Annotated in this window: 13 protein-coding genes; 8 read left to right on the top strand and 5 right to left on the bottom strand. The window is 65.1% G+C overall.

Going from position 1 to position 14,446, the window contains the following annotated elements; translation table 11 throughout:
- Positions 1-2: 2 nt before the first annotated feature.
- Positions 3-1,340, bottom strand: coding sequence for an erythromycin esterase family protein (locus SMA01S_RS01655; protein WP_066816561.1), 1,338 nt, complete (start codon positions 1,338-1,340; stop codon positions 3-5).
- A gap of 178 nt (positions 1,341-1,518) precedes the next feature.
- Between SMA01S_RS01655 and SMA01S_RS01650 the strand changes: the two genes are divergently transcribed.
- Positions 1,519-2,310: a universal stress protein gene (locus SMA01S_RS01650; protein ID WP_066816560.1), complete on the top strand. Its 792-nt coding sequence runs from the start codon at positions 1,519-1,521 to the stop codon at positions 2,308-2,310.
- A 133-nt stretch (positions 2,311-2,443) separates the two neighbouring features.
- Entirely contained in the window at positions 2,444-5,008 is a 2,565-nt protein-coding gene (locus tag SMA01S_RS01645) for a cation-translocating P-type ATPase (RefSeq protein ID WP_066816857.1), read from the top strand.
- Between the two features lie 17 nt (positions 5,009-5,025).
- Here SMA01S_RS01645 and SMA01S_RS01640 read toward each other — a convergent pair whose 3' ends face one another.
- The 3 genes from SMA01S_RS01640 to SMA01S_RS01630 all read right to left on the bottom strand — a co-directional run bounded on the left by SMA01S_RS01640 (position 5,026) and on the right by SMA01S_RS01630 (position 7,122).
- Entirely contained in the window at positions 5,026-5,733 is a 708-nt protein-coding gene (locus tag SMA01S_RS01640) for a Bax inhibitor-1/YccA family protein (RefSeq protein ID WP_066816556.1), read from the bottom strand.
- A 93-nt stretch (positions 5,734-5,826) separates the two neighbouring features.
- Positions 5,827-6,531, bottom strand: coding sequence for a glycosyltransferase (locus SMA01S_RS01635; RefSeq protein WP_066816555.1), 705 nt, complete (start codon positions 6,529-6,531; stop codon positions 5,827-5,829).
- A gap of 33 nt (positions 6,532-6,564) precedes the next feature.
- Complete coding sequence (locus SMA01S_RS01630; RefSeq protein ID WP_066816554.1) at positions 6,565-7,122, bottom strand: glycosyltransferase family protein; 558 nt, start codon at positions 7,120-7,122, stop codon at positions 6,565-6,567.
- 281 nt (positions 7,123-7,403) lie between these two features.
- Here SMA01S_RS01630 and SMA01S_RS01625 point away from each other — a divergent pair, with 281 nt between their 5' ends.
- From SMA01S_RS01625 to adhP, 6 genes are all read left to right on the top strand, one after another.
- Positions 7,404-7,994 (top strand): GAF domain-containing protein, encoded by a 591-nt coding sequence (locus tag SMA01S_RS01625; RefSeq protein ID WP_066816553.1) that lies wholly within the window; start codon positions 7,404-7,406, stop codon positions 7,992-7,994.
- Positions 7,995-8,118: 124 nt separating this feature from the next.
- Complete coding sequence (locus SMA01S_RS01620; RefSeq protein ID WP_066816551.1) at positions 8,119-8,307, top strand: hypothetical protein; 189 nt, start codon at positions 8,119-8,121, stop codon at positions 8,305-8,307.
- 130 nt (positions 8,308-8,437) lie between these two features.
- Complete coding sequence (locus SMA01S_RS01615) at positions 8,438-9,118, top strand: NAD(P)H-dependent oxidoreductase (protein ID WP_066816549.1); 681 nt, start codon at positions 8,438-8,440, stop codon at positions 9,116-9,118.
- Between the two features lie 356 nt (positions 9,119-9,474).
- Entirely contained in the window at positions 9,475-11,238 is a 1,764-nt protein-coding gene (locus SMA01S_RS01610) for a PHA/PHB synthase family protein (protein WP_084249965.1), read from the top strand.
- A gap of 176 nt (positions 11,239-11,414) precedes the next feature.
- Positions 11,415-11,570 carry a hypothetical protein gene (locus SMA01S_RS24015; protein ID WP_245649105.1) on the top strand — a complete coding sequence of 52 codons (156 nt, stop codon included), beginning with the start codon at positions 11,415-11,417 and terminating at the stop codon, positions 11,568-11,570.
- A gap of 22 nt (positions 11,571-11,592) precedes the next feature.
- The gene (gene adhP, locus SMA01S_RS01605) at positions 11,593-12,630 is read left to right on the top strand and encodes an alcohol dehydrogenase AdhP (RefSeq protein ID WP_066816547.1); all 1,038 of its coding nucleotides are present in this window, start codon (positions 11,593-11,595) and stop codon (positions 12,628-12,630) included.
- Between the two features lie 55 nt (positions 12,631-12,685).
- Here the strand turns inward: adhP and SMA01S_RS01600 are convergent, their stop codons facing one another.
- The gene (locus SMA01S_RS01600) at positions 12,686-14,227 is read right to left on the bottom strand and encodes a CYTH and CHAD domain-containing protein (RefSeq protein WP_245649104.1); all 1,542 of its coding nucleotides are present in this window, start codon (positions 14,225-14,227) and stop codon (positions 12,686-12,688) included.
- Positions 14,228-14,446: the final 219 nt, after the last annotated feature.

Here is a 14,446-nt window from a genome sequence, read left to right as displayed (position 1 = left end):
GGTTATAATCCGAACGGCCAGGTTTCGGGCGCGCCGCGAGCATGTTCGAGCCCGAGCGGCGTGACGGCATTGGTGCGTTCGAACCAGACGAAGGCGTCGAACTGTTCCGCCATCACCGCCTCGAAATAATGGCTCAGCCGTTCGGATTCCGGGCGGTAGACGACGCCGATCGCGCGCTCCAGCCGCGGCTCGCTCAGCGCGGCGACCAGCGCGTCCTTGCCGCCGCCCCGCCAGTCGGCGAGGAAGCGCTCCAGGCCCACTTCGCGGAAGGCGTGTTCGAAACTGTCCGGGCGCGCGGGACGAACGGTCTTGATCTCCATGTCGCCGCCCCACTCGCTGGCCGCCGCGACCGTTCCGATATCGGTGCCGAAGCCGATCAGCACCGCCTCGTCGCCATGCGCCATTCGGCACAATTCGCCGATGTTGAATTCGCCCTGCCAACCCATCGCGGTCGCCGCGGCGTTGCCGATATGGCTGTTATGCGCCCAGATGATCGCCTTGGTGCCGTCGCCGTGATGCGCGAGCAGCGACTGCAGCGTCGCGTACATGTGCCGGTCGCGCAGGTTCCAGCTCTCGATCGAGCTGCGATACATTGCCCGGTAATAACGTTCCGCCGCGCGAACGATGCGGGCATTCTGGGTGGCGTCGAACCAATCCTCGCCATCGCGCGCGATATAATCGAGCCGGCGATCGAGCATCTCGCGCAATTGTGCCACCGCCTGTTGCTCGCAATTGCTGCGTCCGGCCGTCAGCGCGGCGCGCCCATAGTCGCCCGGCTCGTCCTGCCATGGAGTCAGGCAGCCGTAGCGGCGCCGCGCTTCCGCCGCGCCGGCGGGATCGACGCGATCGAGATAGCCGAGCACCGCGTGGATCGACTCGCTGAGCGAATAGATATCGAGCCCGCGGAACGACACGCGGTCGCGCGCGTCGCGATCGGCATTGTGGCGTCGCAGCCAGTCGGCGAACTCCAGAACCTCGATATTGCGCCACATCCAGGTGGGGAACCGGGCAAACACGTCGCCGCGACGGGGCCGGGGTGCCTGATGGCGAACATAATCGTCGATCCGCGCCGCATCGGGCCAGTCGGCCTCGACCGCGACGATCGAAAAACCGTGATGTTCGATCAGATGCCGGGAGATCGCGGCGCGGGCGCGATAGAATTCGGACGTGCCGTGCGTGGCTTCGCCCAAGAGCACCACGCGAGCGTCGCCGAAGCGGTCGAACATGGCCCCGAAAGCGGTGGGGTCGGCGGGCGACGGCAACGGTTCCGCGTGGCGGCGCAACTCGCTTGTCAGGCTGTCCTGCGCATATTGTCCAGGGCGAGAATGCTGTGCGGTCATTGCCGTACCGTGATGTCCGATGGCCTGGCTGTCAGTCCGTAATGTTCCGGACTCCGGGCTAGTCGGAAGCGTCCGCACCGCCAGCGGAGGGGTACGTTCCGTGCGCTACGGGCATTTACGCATTTTCGCTTGGGATCGGCGGGTCGAGGGTAGTCGAGGATGGTCGGAGGAAGCCGTTATGAAGGACATCCTGTTGCTGATCCACCACGACGCCGGCCAGGATGCCCGGCTACGGGCGGCGGTGGACCTCGCCCGCGCGCTCGATGCGCATCTGAGTTGCCTGGACGTGACCAAGATGCCGCTGACATTCGGCACCGAATATGCCGCCGGCGTCATGCTGCTGGAAGAGGAAAGCAAGCGCGAGCACCGCAACCGGGACGTCGTACAAGCGTGGTTGGCACGGCAAGGCGTCGCCTGGAGCTGGCAGGATTGCACGGGCGGTCTGGCCTCGTCGGTGATCGACGCTGCAGCATTGGCCGATCTGGTCGTGCTCAATCGTCAGCTCGATACCGCCGCCTATCCGGACATGCGCGAAGTGACCGCCAATGTCCTCATGCACCTGCACGTTCCGATCGTCGCCATGCCCGACGAGGCCACGGGCTTTGCTACCGGCAGAGCGCTGGTAGCCTGGGACGGTCGGCATGCGAGCGCCGCGGCGATGCGCGCGGCCGTGCCGCTGTTGAAACTGGCCTCGGCGGTCGAGATATTCGTTGCGAGCGATAATGCCGATCCGGAGGGGCCGGATGCTGCCGTCGCCTATCTGGGGCGGCACGGCATTGTCGCCGATGTCCGAATGGCCGATCGCGGCCGACGCCAGGTCGATGGCCTGATCCTTGACGAATGTGGACGCTTTGGCGCCGATTATGTCGTCATGGGCGCCTATACGCATGGACGAACGGCGGAATTGTTCGGCGGAGTCACGCGCCGCATGCTGTCCGGCAGCACGCTGCCTCTGGTCCTTTGCCGTTAGTGCCGCGCCGGTGACCGGCGAAGTGGCCGGGTCGGCGGGCATGATGAGCGGACAAGCGGCGCAACCAGTCGACCTGCGGAATCCGGGAGGCGCGGCCGAAGCAAGGGTAATGCCGCCCTTATCAGGCTCGGATATGGAAACGAGAGCACCTAACAATGCCGGGCCGGAATTGCCGGCCCCGGGCGCGCTGACCGGCCTGTCGGGAGTGGAGGCGCGTGCCCGCCTCATGCGAGACGGGCCCAACGAACTGCCTCGCCAGAAAAAGCGCACCGCGCTGCAGATCGCCTGGCAGGTTCTACGCGAGCCGATGCTGGCGATGCTGCTGGCCGCAGGCGTGACCTATCTGCTGCTGGGCGAGACCGGCGAGGCGATCATCCTGATCTTCTTCGCCGGCTTCTCGATCGTGGTCACCATCGTGCAGGAAGTCCGCACCGAAAACGCGCTGGCGGCTCTCAAGGATCTGGCCGCTCCGCGTGCGCTGGTGATGCGCGACGGCCTGGCCGTGCGCATTCCGGGCCGCGAGGTCGTGGAAGGCGACATGCTCGTCGTCGAGCAGGGGGATCGGATCGCTGCCGACGCCATGCTTTTCGAAGCCCGCAACCTGGAGTGCGATGAATCGCTCCTGACCGGGGAGGCGGTGCCGGTACGCAAGCGCGAGGCCGGGGCGGACGAGACCCGGGATGCCGCGCCGGGGGGCGACGACCGGCCGCAACTCTATGCGGGCTCGATCGTGACCCGGGGCGGCGGGCTGGCGCAGGTGTTCGCGACCGGCGCGCGCAGCCGCATCGGCCAGATCGGCCGGTCGCTGGCCGCTTTGGAAGTGGAGGCGCCTCGTCTGCAGGCGGAAACCGGCCGCATCGTGCGTATCTGTGCGGTCGGCGGGCTCGGCGTCGCGGCGCTGGTCGTCCTGCTCTTCGGGCTTTTCCGCGGCGGCTGGCTGGAGGCGTTGCTCGCCGGAATCGCTATCGGCATGTCGCTCCTGCCGGAGGAATTCCCGGTCGTGCTGACCGTGTTCCTTGCCATGGGCGCTTGGCGGATTGCGCAGGTCGGCGTGCTGACGCGCCGTGCCTCCGCCATCGACACGTTGGGCGCCGCGACGGTGTTGTGCACCGACAAGACCGGCACCCTGACCCAGAACCGCATGACCGTCGCGGCACTTTGGCTGCCCGACGGCGCGCTCGAGGATGTCGGCCAGAATGGCCCAAGCGACCGCTTCCAAGCCTTGCTGAGAGGAGGCGCGCTCGCCAGCGCGCCCGTGCCGGCGGACCCCATGGAGATTGCGGTGCATCGGGCGGCCGATCAATTGGCCGGGCCCGCCGTCTCCGGATGGGACCTGGTCCATTCCAACGAACTGCGCCCCGAATTGCTGGCCATGTCCAACGTGTGGCAGCCGGGAAGCGAGGGCGAGCCCCTGGTCGCGGCCGCCAAGGGAGCGCCCGAGGCGATCGCCAGACTGTGCCGGCTGGACGCTGCCACCCGCGACAAGCTCGACGCGGCGGCGGCGGCGATGGCGTCCCGCGGCATGCGCGTCCTGGGCGTCGCCTCGGCGCAGGTAGCACCGGACAAGGCAACCAGCGAGCATCTCGAGCATGACTTCGTGTTTACCGGCCTGGTCGGGCTGTCCGACCCGCTGCGTCCCGAGGTCAGGGACGCGGTCGCGCAATGCCGCTCGGCGGGAATCCGCGTTGTGATGATCACCGGCGACTATGCGGCCACGGCGCAGGCGATCGCGGCCGACGCCGGTTTCGCCGAGGGCGATACGCTGACCGGCGACATGCTCGAGGCGATGACGGACGGGCAGCTGGCGCAGCGCATCGCGACCGTCACGATCTTCGCGCGCACCATGCCCGAGCAGAAATTGCGGATCGTCGCCGCGTTGAAGGCCGCCGGGGAGGTGGTCGCGATGACCGGTGATGGCGTGAACGATGCGCCTGCACTCAAGTCGGCGCATATCGGCATCTCCATGGGCAAGCGCGGCACCGACGTCGCGCGCGAGGCAGCCTCGCTCGTCCTGGTCGACGACGATTTCGGCGCCATCGTATCCGCCATCCGGCTCGGCCGTCGCATCTACGACAATATCCGCAAGGCGATGGGGTTCATCTTCGGCGTGCACGTGCCGATTGCGGGGCTCGCCGTGCTTCCCCTTGTGCTCGATCTGCCGATCCTGTTGGGGCCGATTCAGATCGCCTTGCTCGAAATGATCATCGATCCGGTATGCGCTTTGGTCTTCGAGGCGGAACGCGAGGAGCGGAACCTCATGCAACGCCCGCCGCGATCGCCCGGCGAGCGACTGTTCACCGTCGCGCTGGTAGGACGGGCCGTTCTCCAGGGCGGCTTAGCCTTTGTCGTCCTGGCATCGATCGCGATCGCCGGTCACCGGCTGGGGCTACCGCCGGGCGAGTTGCGCACGCTCCTGTTCTTCGCGCTGGTGGCTTCCGTCCTTGCCCTGGTGCTGGCGCACCGCTCCTACAGCATGGCGATCAGCCATGCCCTGATCCGCCACAACGTGACGTTCCGCTACGTTCTGGCGGCGGTCGTCGGCGCGAGTGCCCTGATCCTCGGCCTGTCGCCACTCCAGCACGCTCTCGGCTTCGCGCCGCTCCGCTGGCCGGAACTGGCGCTCGTTGCGGCGACCGGAGGGGTATTGCTGCTGGCCTTCGAGCTCATCAAGGGCGTGGCGCCAACGCCCGCTAAGTGACCAAAGTCGACTGTGGCTCAATCGCCGCGCCGTTTCCCGCCAATCCTCAACGGCGAGAGAAAGAGATTGAGGAGATCGAGGTAGAGCGTCAACGCCCCGAAGATCGCCATTCTTTCGGGCGAGCCGTGCGGGCTGGTCTCATAGAGCCGCCTGATGCGCTGCGTGTCCGCCGCTGCCAGCGCGGCGAAAATCGGGACGCCCAGACAGGCAAGTACGAAGTCGGCGGGGTTCGACCTCAGGAACAGATTGGCGAAGGTCGCCACGATCAGCCCGAAAAGGGTCGCGATCATGAATTTCGCCATGGCGGAGAGGTCGCAGCGTGCGCGCCATCCGACGATGGCCAGCACGGTGTAGGCGCACGCGCTGGCGAGGAACATGATGTCGACGCTGGCGGCGGCGTAGGCGGCGAATATGCTCGACAGCGACAAGCCTATTGCGGCGGAGAAGCCGGCGAATACTGCCCAGGCCGCGCCGACCGAGAGCCGCGGGACCGCCGGCGCGAAGAGCAGGACGATTGCCAAAGGCATTACCGTGACGACCCAACCCGCCGAAGTCAGGCCCGTCTCGTTAAACAGTGCCGCATACAGGCCCGGGCTCGAATAGACGAACACGGCGGCCGCAGCCGATATCAGGAAACCGCTCGCAGCGATGAAATGGACAAGCGTGGCGTACCGGACGATCGACGACGGCGTTGGATGGTCCGAAGACCAGTCGGCGCTTGGCATGGCGACGTCCTCCTTCCTGTCCTTTTGCGGAAGGAAAGCGCGACGGGCGATGCGTAGTTTTCCGGAAAAAAGGGGCAGGTGTCAGGGGCGCGGTTATGCCGCTGCGATCCTGGCGTCTTCGAAGACCGGGAGCCCCGCCGACTCTGCTTCGGCGTCGATTCTGTCGAATTGATCCAGCGTCCGCACCACCATCCGGCTCCAGGTGAGCGTGCGGCCATGTGCGTGAATGCGTGCCGCCATCCGCTCGCGCAATTGATCGTCCTCGAGCAGCCCACCCACCGCTTGCGCCATCGCGTCCGCGTCGTCGAACGCGACCAGGATACCGCGCCCGTCGGCGAGCAATTCGGTTGCGTGGACATAAGGAGTCGCGACGATCGGCTTGCCGAGCGCGGCCGCGTAGGAAAGCGTGCCCGACGTGATCTGCTCCGGATTGCGGTAGGGCGTCACGTAGACGTCGGCCAAGGCCAGTCGGTCCAGCAGATCCGCTTCGTCGAGAAAGCGGTTCTCCCACTGTAGGTGCGCGTCTACTCCGAGGTCGCGCGCGAGATTCTGGAGCGATTCGCGATATCGCTCGCCTTCTTGCGCCACGAGATGGGGATGGGTGGCGCCGACGATGCGGTACATCGCTTCGGGGCAGCGGTCGATTATCGCCGGCATCGCCCGGATCATCGTCTCGATCCCCTTGCCGGGCGACAGCAACCCGAAGGTCATGATCGTCTTGTGGTCCGGGACGCCGAACCGTTGGCGCGCCGCCGAGGGCGCTACATAGGCGCGGTCGGGCACGCCATGCTCGATCACCGCGATCTTCGACGCCGGTACGCCATAGACGCGCTACAGCAGGGCGCGCGCATGATCCGCCATCACGACCAGCAGCGATGCGCGTCGCGCGAGGTGTTCCAGCACCCGGCGTTGATCAGCATTGGGCGATTCCAATACGGTGTGCAGCGTAGCGATGACGGGTGTCGACAGCGTATCGAGAAGATCGAGCAGGTATTCGCCGGCCGGCCCGCCGTAGATGCCGTATTCGTGCTGCACCCAGACGAGATCGGCGCCGCTCTCCTCGATCTGCCGGGCGGCGACGCGATAGTCGCTGCGAACCTCCTGATCGATCGACATCACGACGTCGGGGGGAAAGTCATAGCGACGGCCAGGATCGGTCATGGCATAGACGTCGACCGAGGTGGCGGCGCGCGACGTGACAAGCGCGCGCTGAACGTGCGTAGTGAAGGTGGCGAGGCCGCATAGCCTCGGCAGAAAGTTGCCGATCAGCGCGACCCGCCCCCGCGAACTACGGAACGGTGATCGCGAACCATCGAGGACGACAGCTGTTGTCGACGCGTCGACCGGATAGTCGAACGTCGGACGCGGAAGCGCGCGTCTGGGTACCATATGGAGCCTCCCGATAGAAATCGACGATCATTGGTCTTGGGATGGCAAGGTTAGGTAGATACGCCGACGAGCGGCATACGGGAATCTACGGGGCCAACGGATGGTGCACTGCGCCGGACCGCGGCTAGCATGCTGCGCTGGACATTCGTCATCGACGTTGCGGCTCGGGAAAGCCGATTCGCGTGGCGCGCGAATCAGGAGTAGAGTTGCCGCAGAGACGCCGGGAGTCTCGGGATATGTGGCGCTTCGCCCTCAGGAATAACGTAAGACGGCTCCGGAGCTTGCTGATTGCGGGCACGCCCGGGAACGACCCCGCGCTGCTGCGGGGTCTCCTGGATGAAGCCGAAACAGAACTGCTCGCTCTGGAGAACGCGTCGGCGCATGAATTGGTGCGTCAAAATGACGCGCTGCGTCTCTTCGCCCAAAAGGCCGTGGACGATGCGATCGAATTGCTTCACGCGCAGTTTGGCAACCTGCAGATCTATGATCAGTCGACCAACGCCTTGATAATGGTTGCGCAGCGAAACTTCCGAAAGCCGTTCCTCGATTATTTCGCCGTCGTGATCAGCGACGAAGAATCCGCTTGCGGTCGCTGCCTCGCGATCGGCGAGCGTGTGGTCATTGAAGACGTCGACAACGACGCTTCCTTCGTCCGCCACTTGCCGATCGCCCGCGAAACCGGCTTCCGGGCGGTGCAATCGACGCCGCTACGTGATCATTCGGGGAGGTTTCTGGGCGTCATCTCAACGCATTTCCATGAGCCCCGCAGGTTTACCGCCCGTGACCACGAGGCGATGGACCGGTTCGCGCCTTTTGTCGCAGCGGGTCTCGCTCCCTTGCTGGCATCCGATCAAGCGCAGTTGGCTGAATAGATGCCGGCGATTTCACGCTGCTCGAAACCGCTCTGAGAAATGCTTCTCCGTAGAACCCCCAATAGGCGTCTGAGGCGGGGCGATGCATTCGATTTGCTCTTGTGAATTCGGGAGACTTTTCGAAATGTCGCGCAAACCTCTGGCCCCTGAACCGGACAAGATCGATCCGCATGCGCCGGTCGAGGCGCCCGGCATCGCCAGCCCATCCGAACAACCGGTGCGTGGAGCGCCCGAATTTGTCTGTCCCCCAGATCCGTCCGATACCCCGGACAGCGCGCCGATCGAGCAGCCGGCACCAGATCCGGACAATTAGGAGCGATCCAAAGCGTCGCTGCGTCGATGGCATCGAGAATGGCGACGGCCGAATACGTACATTCTCGCATAGGCGATCGAGACGCTCCGGGGCGATATACACGCGACCAATTCTTCGAACGGAGTGAGCCATGGAAGACTCCGCCGATGCGACGCCGGAAGCCGGAAAAGCGGTGCGGCTCCAGCACCTTCTCGTCCACGCCAACCCGTCGGCCGACAGTTTCGGTCACGCGATCGTGAACGCCTATGTCGACACTGTGCGAGGGCTCGGTCAGGACGTCGTCGTCCGCGACCTCTATGCCATGAAATTCGATCCTGTGCTCCAAGCGCAGGAGCGGCCCGGGAGCGATCACTGGACCGCTTCACCCGATGTCGCCCCCGAACTTGATCTGGTGAACGCCGCGGACATTCTGGTCCTCGTCTATCCGATCTGGTTCGGCCTGCCGCCCGCCATTCTCAAAGGATATGTCGATCGAGTTTTGGGCGCGAACTATTCGTTTCACGAATTCGCGTCCCAGGCCGGGCGCCCCGGACTGGCCGGTAAGCCGTTGCTGTCGTTCAGCACGTCGGGCGCACCGCTTTCCTGGCTCAACGAACAGGGCCAACCCCTCTCGCTACGCGAGATCTTCGACGTCTATTTGTGGCGCGGCTTCTGCATGAAGCAGTCCGAGCATGTGATGATCGAATCCGTCGTTCCGAACATGAGCGCGGCCTATGCTGCCCAGCAACTGCAGCGCGTGCGTGAGGTGGCCAATCGGACCAGCCTGAAGCTCGCTGGGATGGACGTCGGGCCGGTCGCTTTCGAAGCGTAAACGCTGGCGGCGTCCCTCGGCATTTGTTCTCTCGCGGGCGGAATGCGACGAGCAAATTGCGCTGGATCGGCGAGGAAGCTGAAGCCCGTCGTCGCAGACTATGGCGTGCCGCGCGCTCTTGAAGGCCTCGGTCCGGTTGTTTCGGTCGAAAACCTTGCCCATCGACCGCCGTGAATACTGTCTCGCTACCGCTCGCGTCCTAGACTGGGCGCAGACTGGAATTCGCCGAACTCATCCTGCGGGCGACCACGACGTTCGATGGTTGGCGATGCGCCGTCATGCGGAAACTTGTGCGGTCGGCGACCCTGTGGGCAACACGTATTCCGGAGGCCGTCTTTGCGTGCCTAGACCGGCCCATGACTTCGCTATCGTCCCCGACCGAACAGCTGCCCGACCCATTCGACCAGACCGCCGCGCTGGTTGACCGGTTTACGGTTGCGCAGCTCGCGCAATGGACCAACGGCATTTCGCCCGCCGCGCTTGCCGGGGCGTATTTCGACTGGGCGAGCCATCTCGCACTCGCGCCAGGCAAGCAGATGCACATGGCGATGAAGGCATGGCGCAAGGCGCTTCGCCTCATGCACTTCGCTGCCGCCAATCAGCCCTGGACGGTACCCGCGCCGGTGATCACGCCCTTGCCGCAGGACCATCGCTGGGACGATCCGGCCTGGAGGGATTTGCCCTACGCGCTGTGGCAGCAGAGCTTCCTGCTGATCCAGCAATGGTGGGACGCTGCGACGCGGGACGTGCGTGGCATGGACCCGCACCACGAGCGGGTGGTCAATTTCGTCGGGCGGCAGATTCTCGACATGCTCGCGCCGTCAAATTCGATCCTCACCAATCCGGTGGTGCAGCGGCGCGTCCTTGAAACCGGCGGCGCCTGCCTGATCGAGGGTATGCAGCTGCTGCGCGAGGACGTGGAGCGCAGGATCCGCCACAGTCCGCCGGTTGCCGCCGAAGCATTCAAACCCGGCGAGCAGGTGGCGGTCACGGCGGGGCAGGTGGTGTGGCGCAACGAGTTGATCGAGCTGATCCAATATGCGCCGACGACGCGCAAGGTACGGCCCGAGCCAGTGCTGATCGTGCCGGCCTGGATCATGAAATACTATATTCTCGACCTTTCGCCGGAGAACTCGCTGGTCCGTTGGCTGGTCGAGCAGGGGTACACCGTTTTCATGATCTCCTGGCGCAACCCAGACGCATCGCTGCGCGACAGGGACATGGAGGATTACCGGCGGTTGGGGCCGATGGCGGCGCTCGATGCGGTACAGGCGATCACCGGCGCGTCCAAGGTGCACGGCGTCGGCTATTGCCTGGGCGGCACATTGCTCGCGATCGTTGCCGCGGCGATGGCGCGTGACGGCGACGACCGGCTGGCGAGCATGACGTTGTTCGCCGCGCAGACCGAATTCAGCGAGCCGGGCGAGCTGGGCCTGTTCATCGATTCCTCCGAACTCGAATTTCTCGACGAGATGATGTGGGTCCAGGGCTATCTGGACAGTCGGCAGATGGCCGGCACTTTCGAGCTGCTCCGCTCGAACGATCTGATCTGGTCGCGGCTCGTCAGCGAATATCTGATGGGCGAGCGGCCGCCGATGAACGACCTGATGGCCTGGAACGCGGACGGCACGCGGCTGCCCCAGGCGATGCACAGCGAATATCTCAGGCGGCTATTCCTGAACGACGATCTTGCCGAGGGGCGTTTTCCGGTGGACGGGCGACCGGTGAGCCTGTCGGATATCCACCTGCCGATCTTCGCGGTGGGTACCGAGACTGACCACGTCGCGCCCTGGCATTCGGTGTACAAGCTCCATCTGCTGACTGACAGCGAACTGACTTTCCTCCTCACCAACGGCGGGCACAACGCCGGCGTCGTCTCGCCGCCAGCCTATCCCAATCGGCGCTATCGCGTGCTGACGCGGCCCGCCGAGGGGGCGTATCTCGATCCCGACAACTGGGAGCGCCGTGCCGTACCGCACGAGGGGTCGTGGTGGCCCGAATGGGCCGAGTGGCTCGGCGCGCATTCGGGGGCGCCGGTGGCGCTCCCGCCGATGGGGGCGGCGGACAAGGGTTATCCGCCGCTCGAGCCCGCGCCCGGCAGCTATGTCCGCGAACCCTGAAGGGCCGGCGGACTCGCGCTCAGGCCATAGGATATCGGCGGGGATCGGGGATGCCACGGAGCGGCCAGCGTCTCCGTATTTCCCACAATTCAAGGGCCCCTCGAATGGGGGCAAAAGACCACCTCCTTTCCCTCCGGGGCAGCTGCCGTTTGCAGTGCCAAGAAAAGGACCGAGGCATGATGTTCGTCAATCGCCCGACCATGGTGGAGGCCGATCTGCCGTTCGGCGGCGTCCGCCGATCCGGCGATGGCCGCGAACTGCTCGGGCTCGGGACAAAGGAATTCGTCAATCGCAAGCTGATCGGCATCGTCAACATCGACGCCGCGTTCTGAGACGCGGGGAAGGAATCGTATCATGCAGAAGACCATGAAGGCGGCCGTCGTCCGTGAGTTCGGCAAGCCGCTCGTCATCGAGGAAGTCGCGGTTCCCCAGGTGGGGCCGGGCCAGATTATGGTGAAGATCGCCGCTACCGGCGTCTGCCATACCGACCTCCACGCCGCCGAAGGCGATTGGCCGGTCAAGCCCAAGCCGCCCTTCATCCCTGGCCATGAAGGCGTGGGCCATGTCGTCGCGGTGGGCGCCGGCGTCGATCATGTGAAGGAGGGCGATCGTGTCGGAGTGCCGTGGCTCTACACGGCGTGCGGGCATTGCGTGCACTGCCTGGGTGGTTGGGAGACGTTGTGCGAGAGCCAGCAGAACACCGGCTATTCGGTCAATGGCAGCTTCGCGGAATATGTGATCGCCGATCCGAATTATGTCGGCCACCTGCCTTCGAACGTCGGCTTCATCGACATCGCGCCCGTGCTGTGCGCCGGGGTGACCGTCTACAAGGGGCTCAAGGTCACCGACACCAAGCCCGGCGATTGGGTCGCGATCTCCGGAATCGGGGGACTAGGCCATATGGCGGTTCAATACGCCAAGGCGATGGGCCTCAACGTGGTCGCGGTCGACATAGACGATGCCAAGCTCGATCTTGCTCGCGCGCTTGGCGCGGACCTTGCGGTCAATGCGCTCCATTCGGATCCCGCGGCCTTCATCCGCAAGGAGATCGGCGGGGCGCAGGGTGTGCTCGTCACCGCGGTTTCACCCAAGGCGTTCCAGCAAGCGATGGGCATGGTGCGCCGGGGCGGCACGGTATCGCTCAATGGCCTGCCGCCGGGCGACTTCCCGCTTTCGATCTTCGATACCGTGCTCAACGGGGTCACTGTGCGCGGGTCGATCGTCGGCACGCGCCTCGATCTCCAGGAAGCGCTGGATTTCGCAGCACGGGGAAAGGTGCACGCGACGGTGGCGACCGAGAAACTCGAGAATATCAACGACGTCTTTGCCAGGATGCACCGTGGAGAAATCGAAGGTCGGATCGTGCTCGATATGGGCGCTATGTCGACTTAGCAGTGCGGGGCCCCCAAGGGAGGGCGCAAGCCGAGAAGTCTTACTGAGATTCCGCTCACCGCCAAAAACGTTTGGCGTCGACGAAGGCGTGATACGCCTCTTCCGCCGTATCGAGCAGTGCCTGCTTACTGTCGGGATCGAACAGGGTTGTCGCGTCCCGTTCATCCATCAGCCCAAGCCTGGATAGCAGATGGGGTGCCGTCGCCAGGTCGTTGAGCGCGCCGAGTTGGTCCTGCAGCGCCTCCAGTGTCACGACGAACCGCGTATGTCGCCGCCGCGCGTGCTTGCCCTCGAACAGCGAAGCGAAGAAATCTGCCGCGTAGCGTAGCTTCTTGGCGTCCCTGCGGACCTTGTGGCGCGCCTGGTCATCCACCTCGGCCACATGGCGGCCGTCCTTCTTCACCTTGCGACGGAAACGATCGAGCACCGCGCCGGCAAGCTCCCTCGCTGGCTGGCGACGAACCTCGCGGGTATCGACCGCGGCCAACCATGCGCCGCTCTCGATCCATTGCGCCAGGTCGAGCATCAGCCTGCGCGAGCGTGGGGACGCGAGGACCTCGTCCACCCGGGCATAGGCCGCCCGACGCGCTGTTTCGAGCCGATCGCGTATGACGGCCGGCAACGCGCGTTCGGACAGAACGTCCAAATTGCGAGCGTCGCCGAGCTCCGTGGCCAGCCAGCGCACCTCGTCGCGCAGCCTCCCGCTGACATCGTCGTCGACGATCGCCGCGAAAACCGAGAATGCGGAGCGCAGCCGTCGGAGCGCCACGCGCGCCTGGTGTATGGCCTCCGGCGAACCTCCCGCAAGAAGCAGGTCCTCATTCTGCCGGAACTGACGCAGGCAATTGCGGACGACGTGCTGGAATGCGTCCGCGGTCGTCATGTCGTGATCCAGCACGACCGGCTCTGCTTTGAACGCTGTCACCGCGGCATCAATAAGGGCGTATCCGCGCTCCGCCTTGGTGAGGGTGCCGAGCCTTACCGGAATGGCGGCATCGAGCTTGCGGGCGAACGCGAACAGCGCCGTGGCGTCGCCACCTTTCAACTCCAGCTCCATCTCGCAAAACGGCGATTGGCGGTCTGCCGTCACGGCCATTCCGCGGTCGATGACCATGTCGATGATCGCCGCGTCCTCACGGATGCTCCAGGCGCGCCGTTCGACATGGATCTCGAATAGCGGGGCGAGATCGGCGACCGATTTATCGAGAAGCGCCCGGAGCGGCGTGGTGTCGTCGATCACCGGTCTGTCGTCCGGAACCGCGCGTTCCCATTCCGGCCGCACGAACAGCCCGGCCGACCCGGCATCCCGCGCCTTGACCGTCTGGATTCGCCGGCCGCCGGCGCGGCGGATCCGCAAGGTCAGTCCGGCCCTCGCCAGCCTGTGATCGGGCGTGTCGAAATAGATCGACCGCTGACGCTGCGTTGTCCGATCTCCCGTCAGCAGGCGGGAGGTTTCGAGAAGGCGGGCGTCCTCTCGATTCAGTACCAGCTTGAGTTCGATTTCATCGGACCTCGTCATCGCGCCACCATATTTCCGCCCGGTCTCCGATCCGACCGTGCCGGTCTTGATCCACGTCTCGTCGATGAAGGCGAGCATCTGGAACGGATCCGTTCCGATGCGCCTTTCAGCGTCGGGTCTGCCTCAAAATAGCATATTCGACGCGGACACGCGCTTCGAAGCGAGCGACTAGCATGCCAATCGCCGGAGGTGTCCGATGCTCGTTTCGAGGACCACGACCCCTCCGCGGCGCGAGCTTGAACGAGACGCATCAGATTCGACCGATCTGGCTGATCGTCCCGCCAGCCGATCAAGGTG

Source organism: Sphingomonas mali NBRC 15500 (genome assembly GCF_001598415.1).
Classification (GTDB): Bacteria; Pseudomonadota; Alphaproteobacteria; order Sphingomonadales; family Sphingomonadaceae; genus Sphingomonas; species Sphingomonas mali.
Note: the sequence above shows the minus strand (reverse complement) of the source record. Positions and strands in the feature narration are given on the sequence as shown.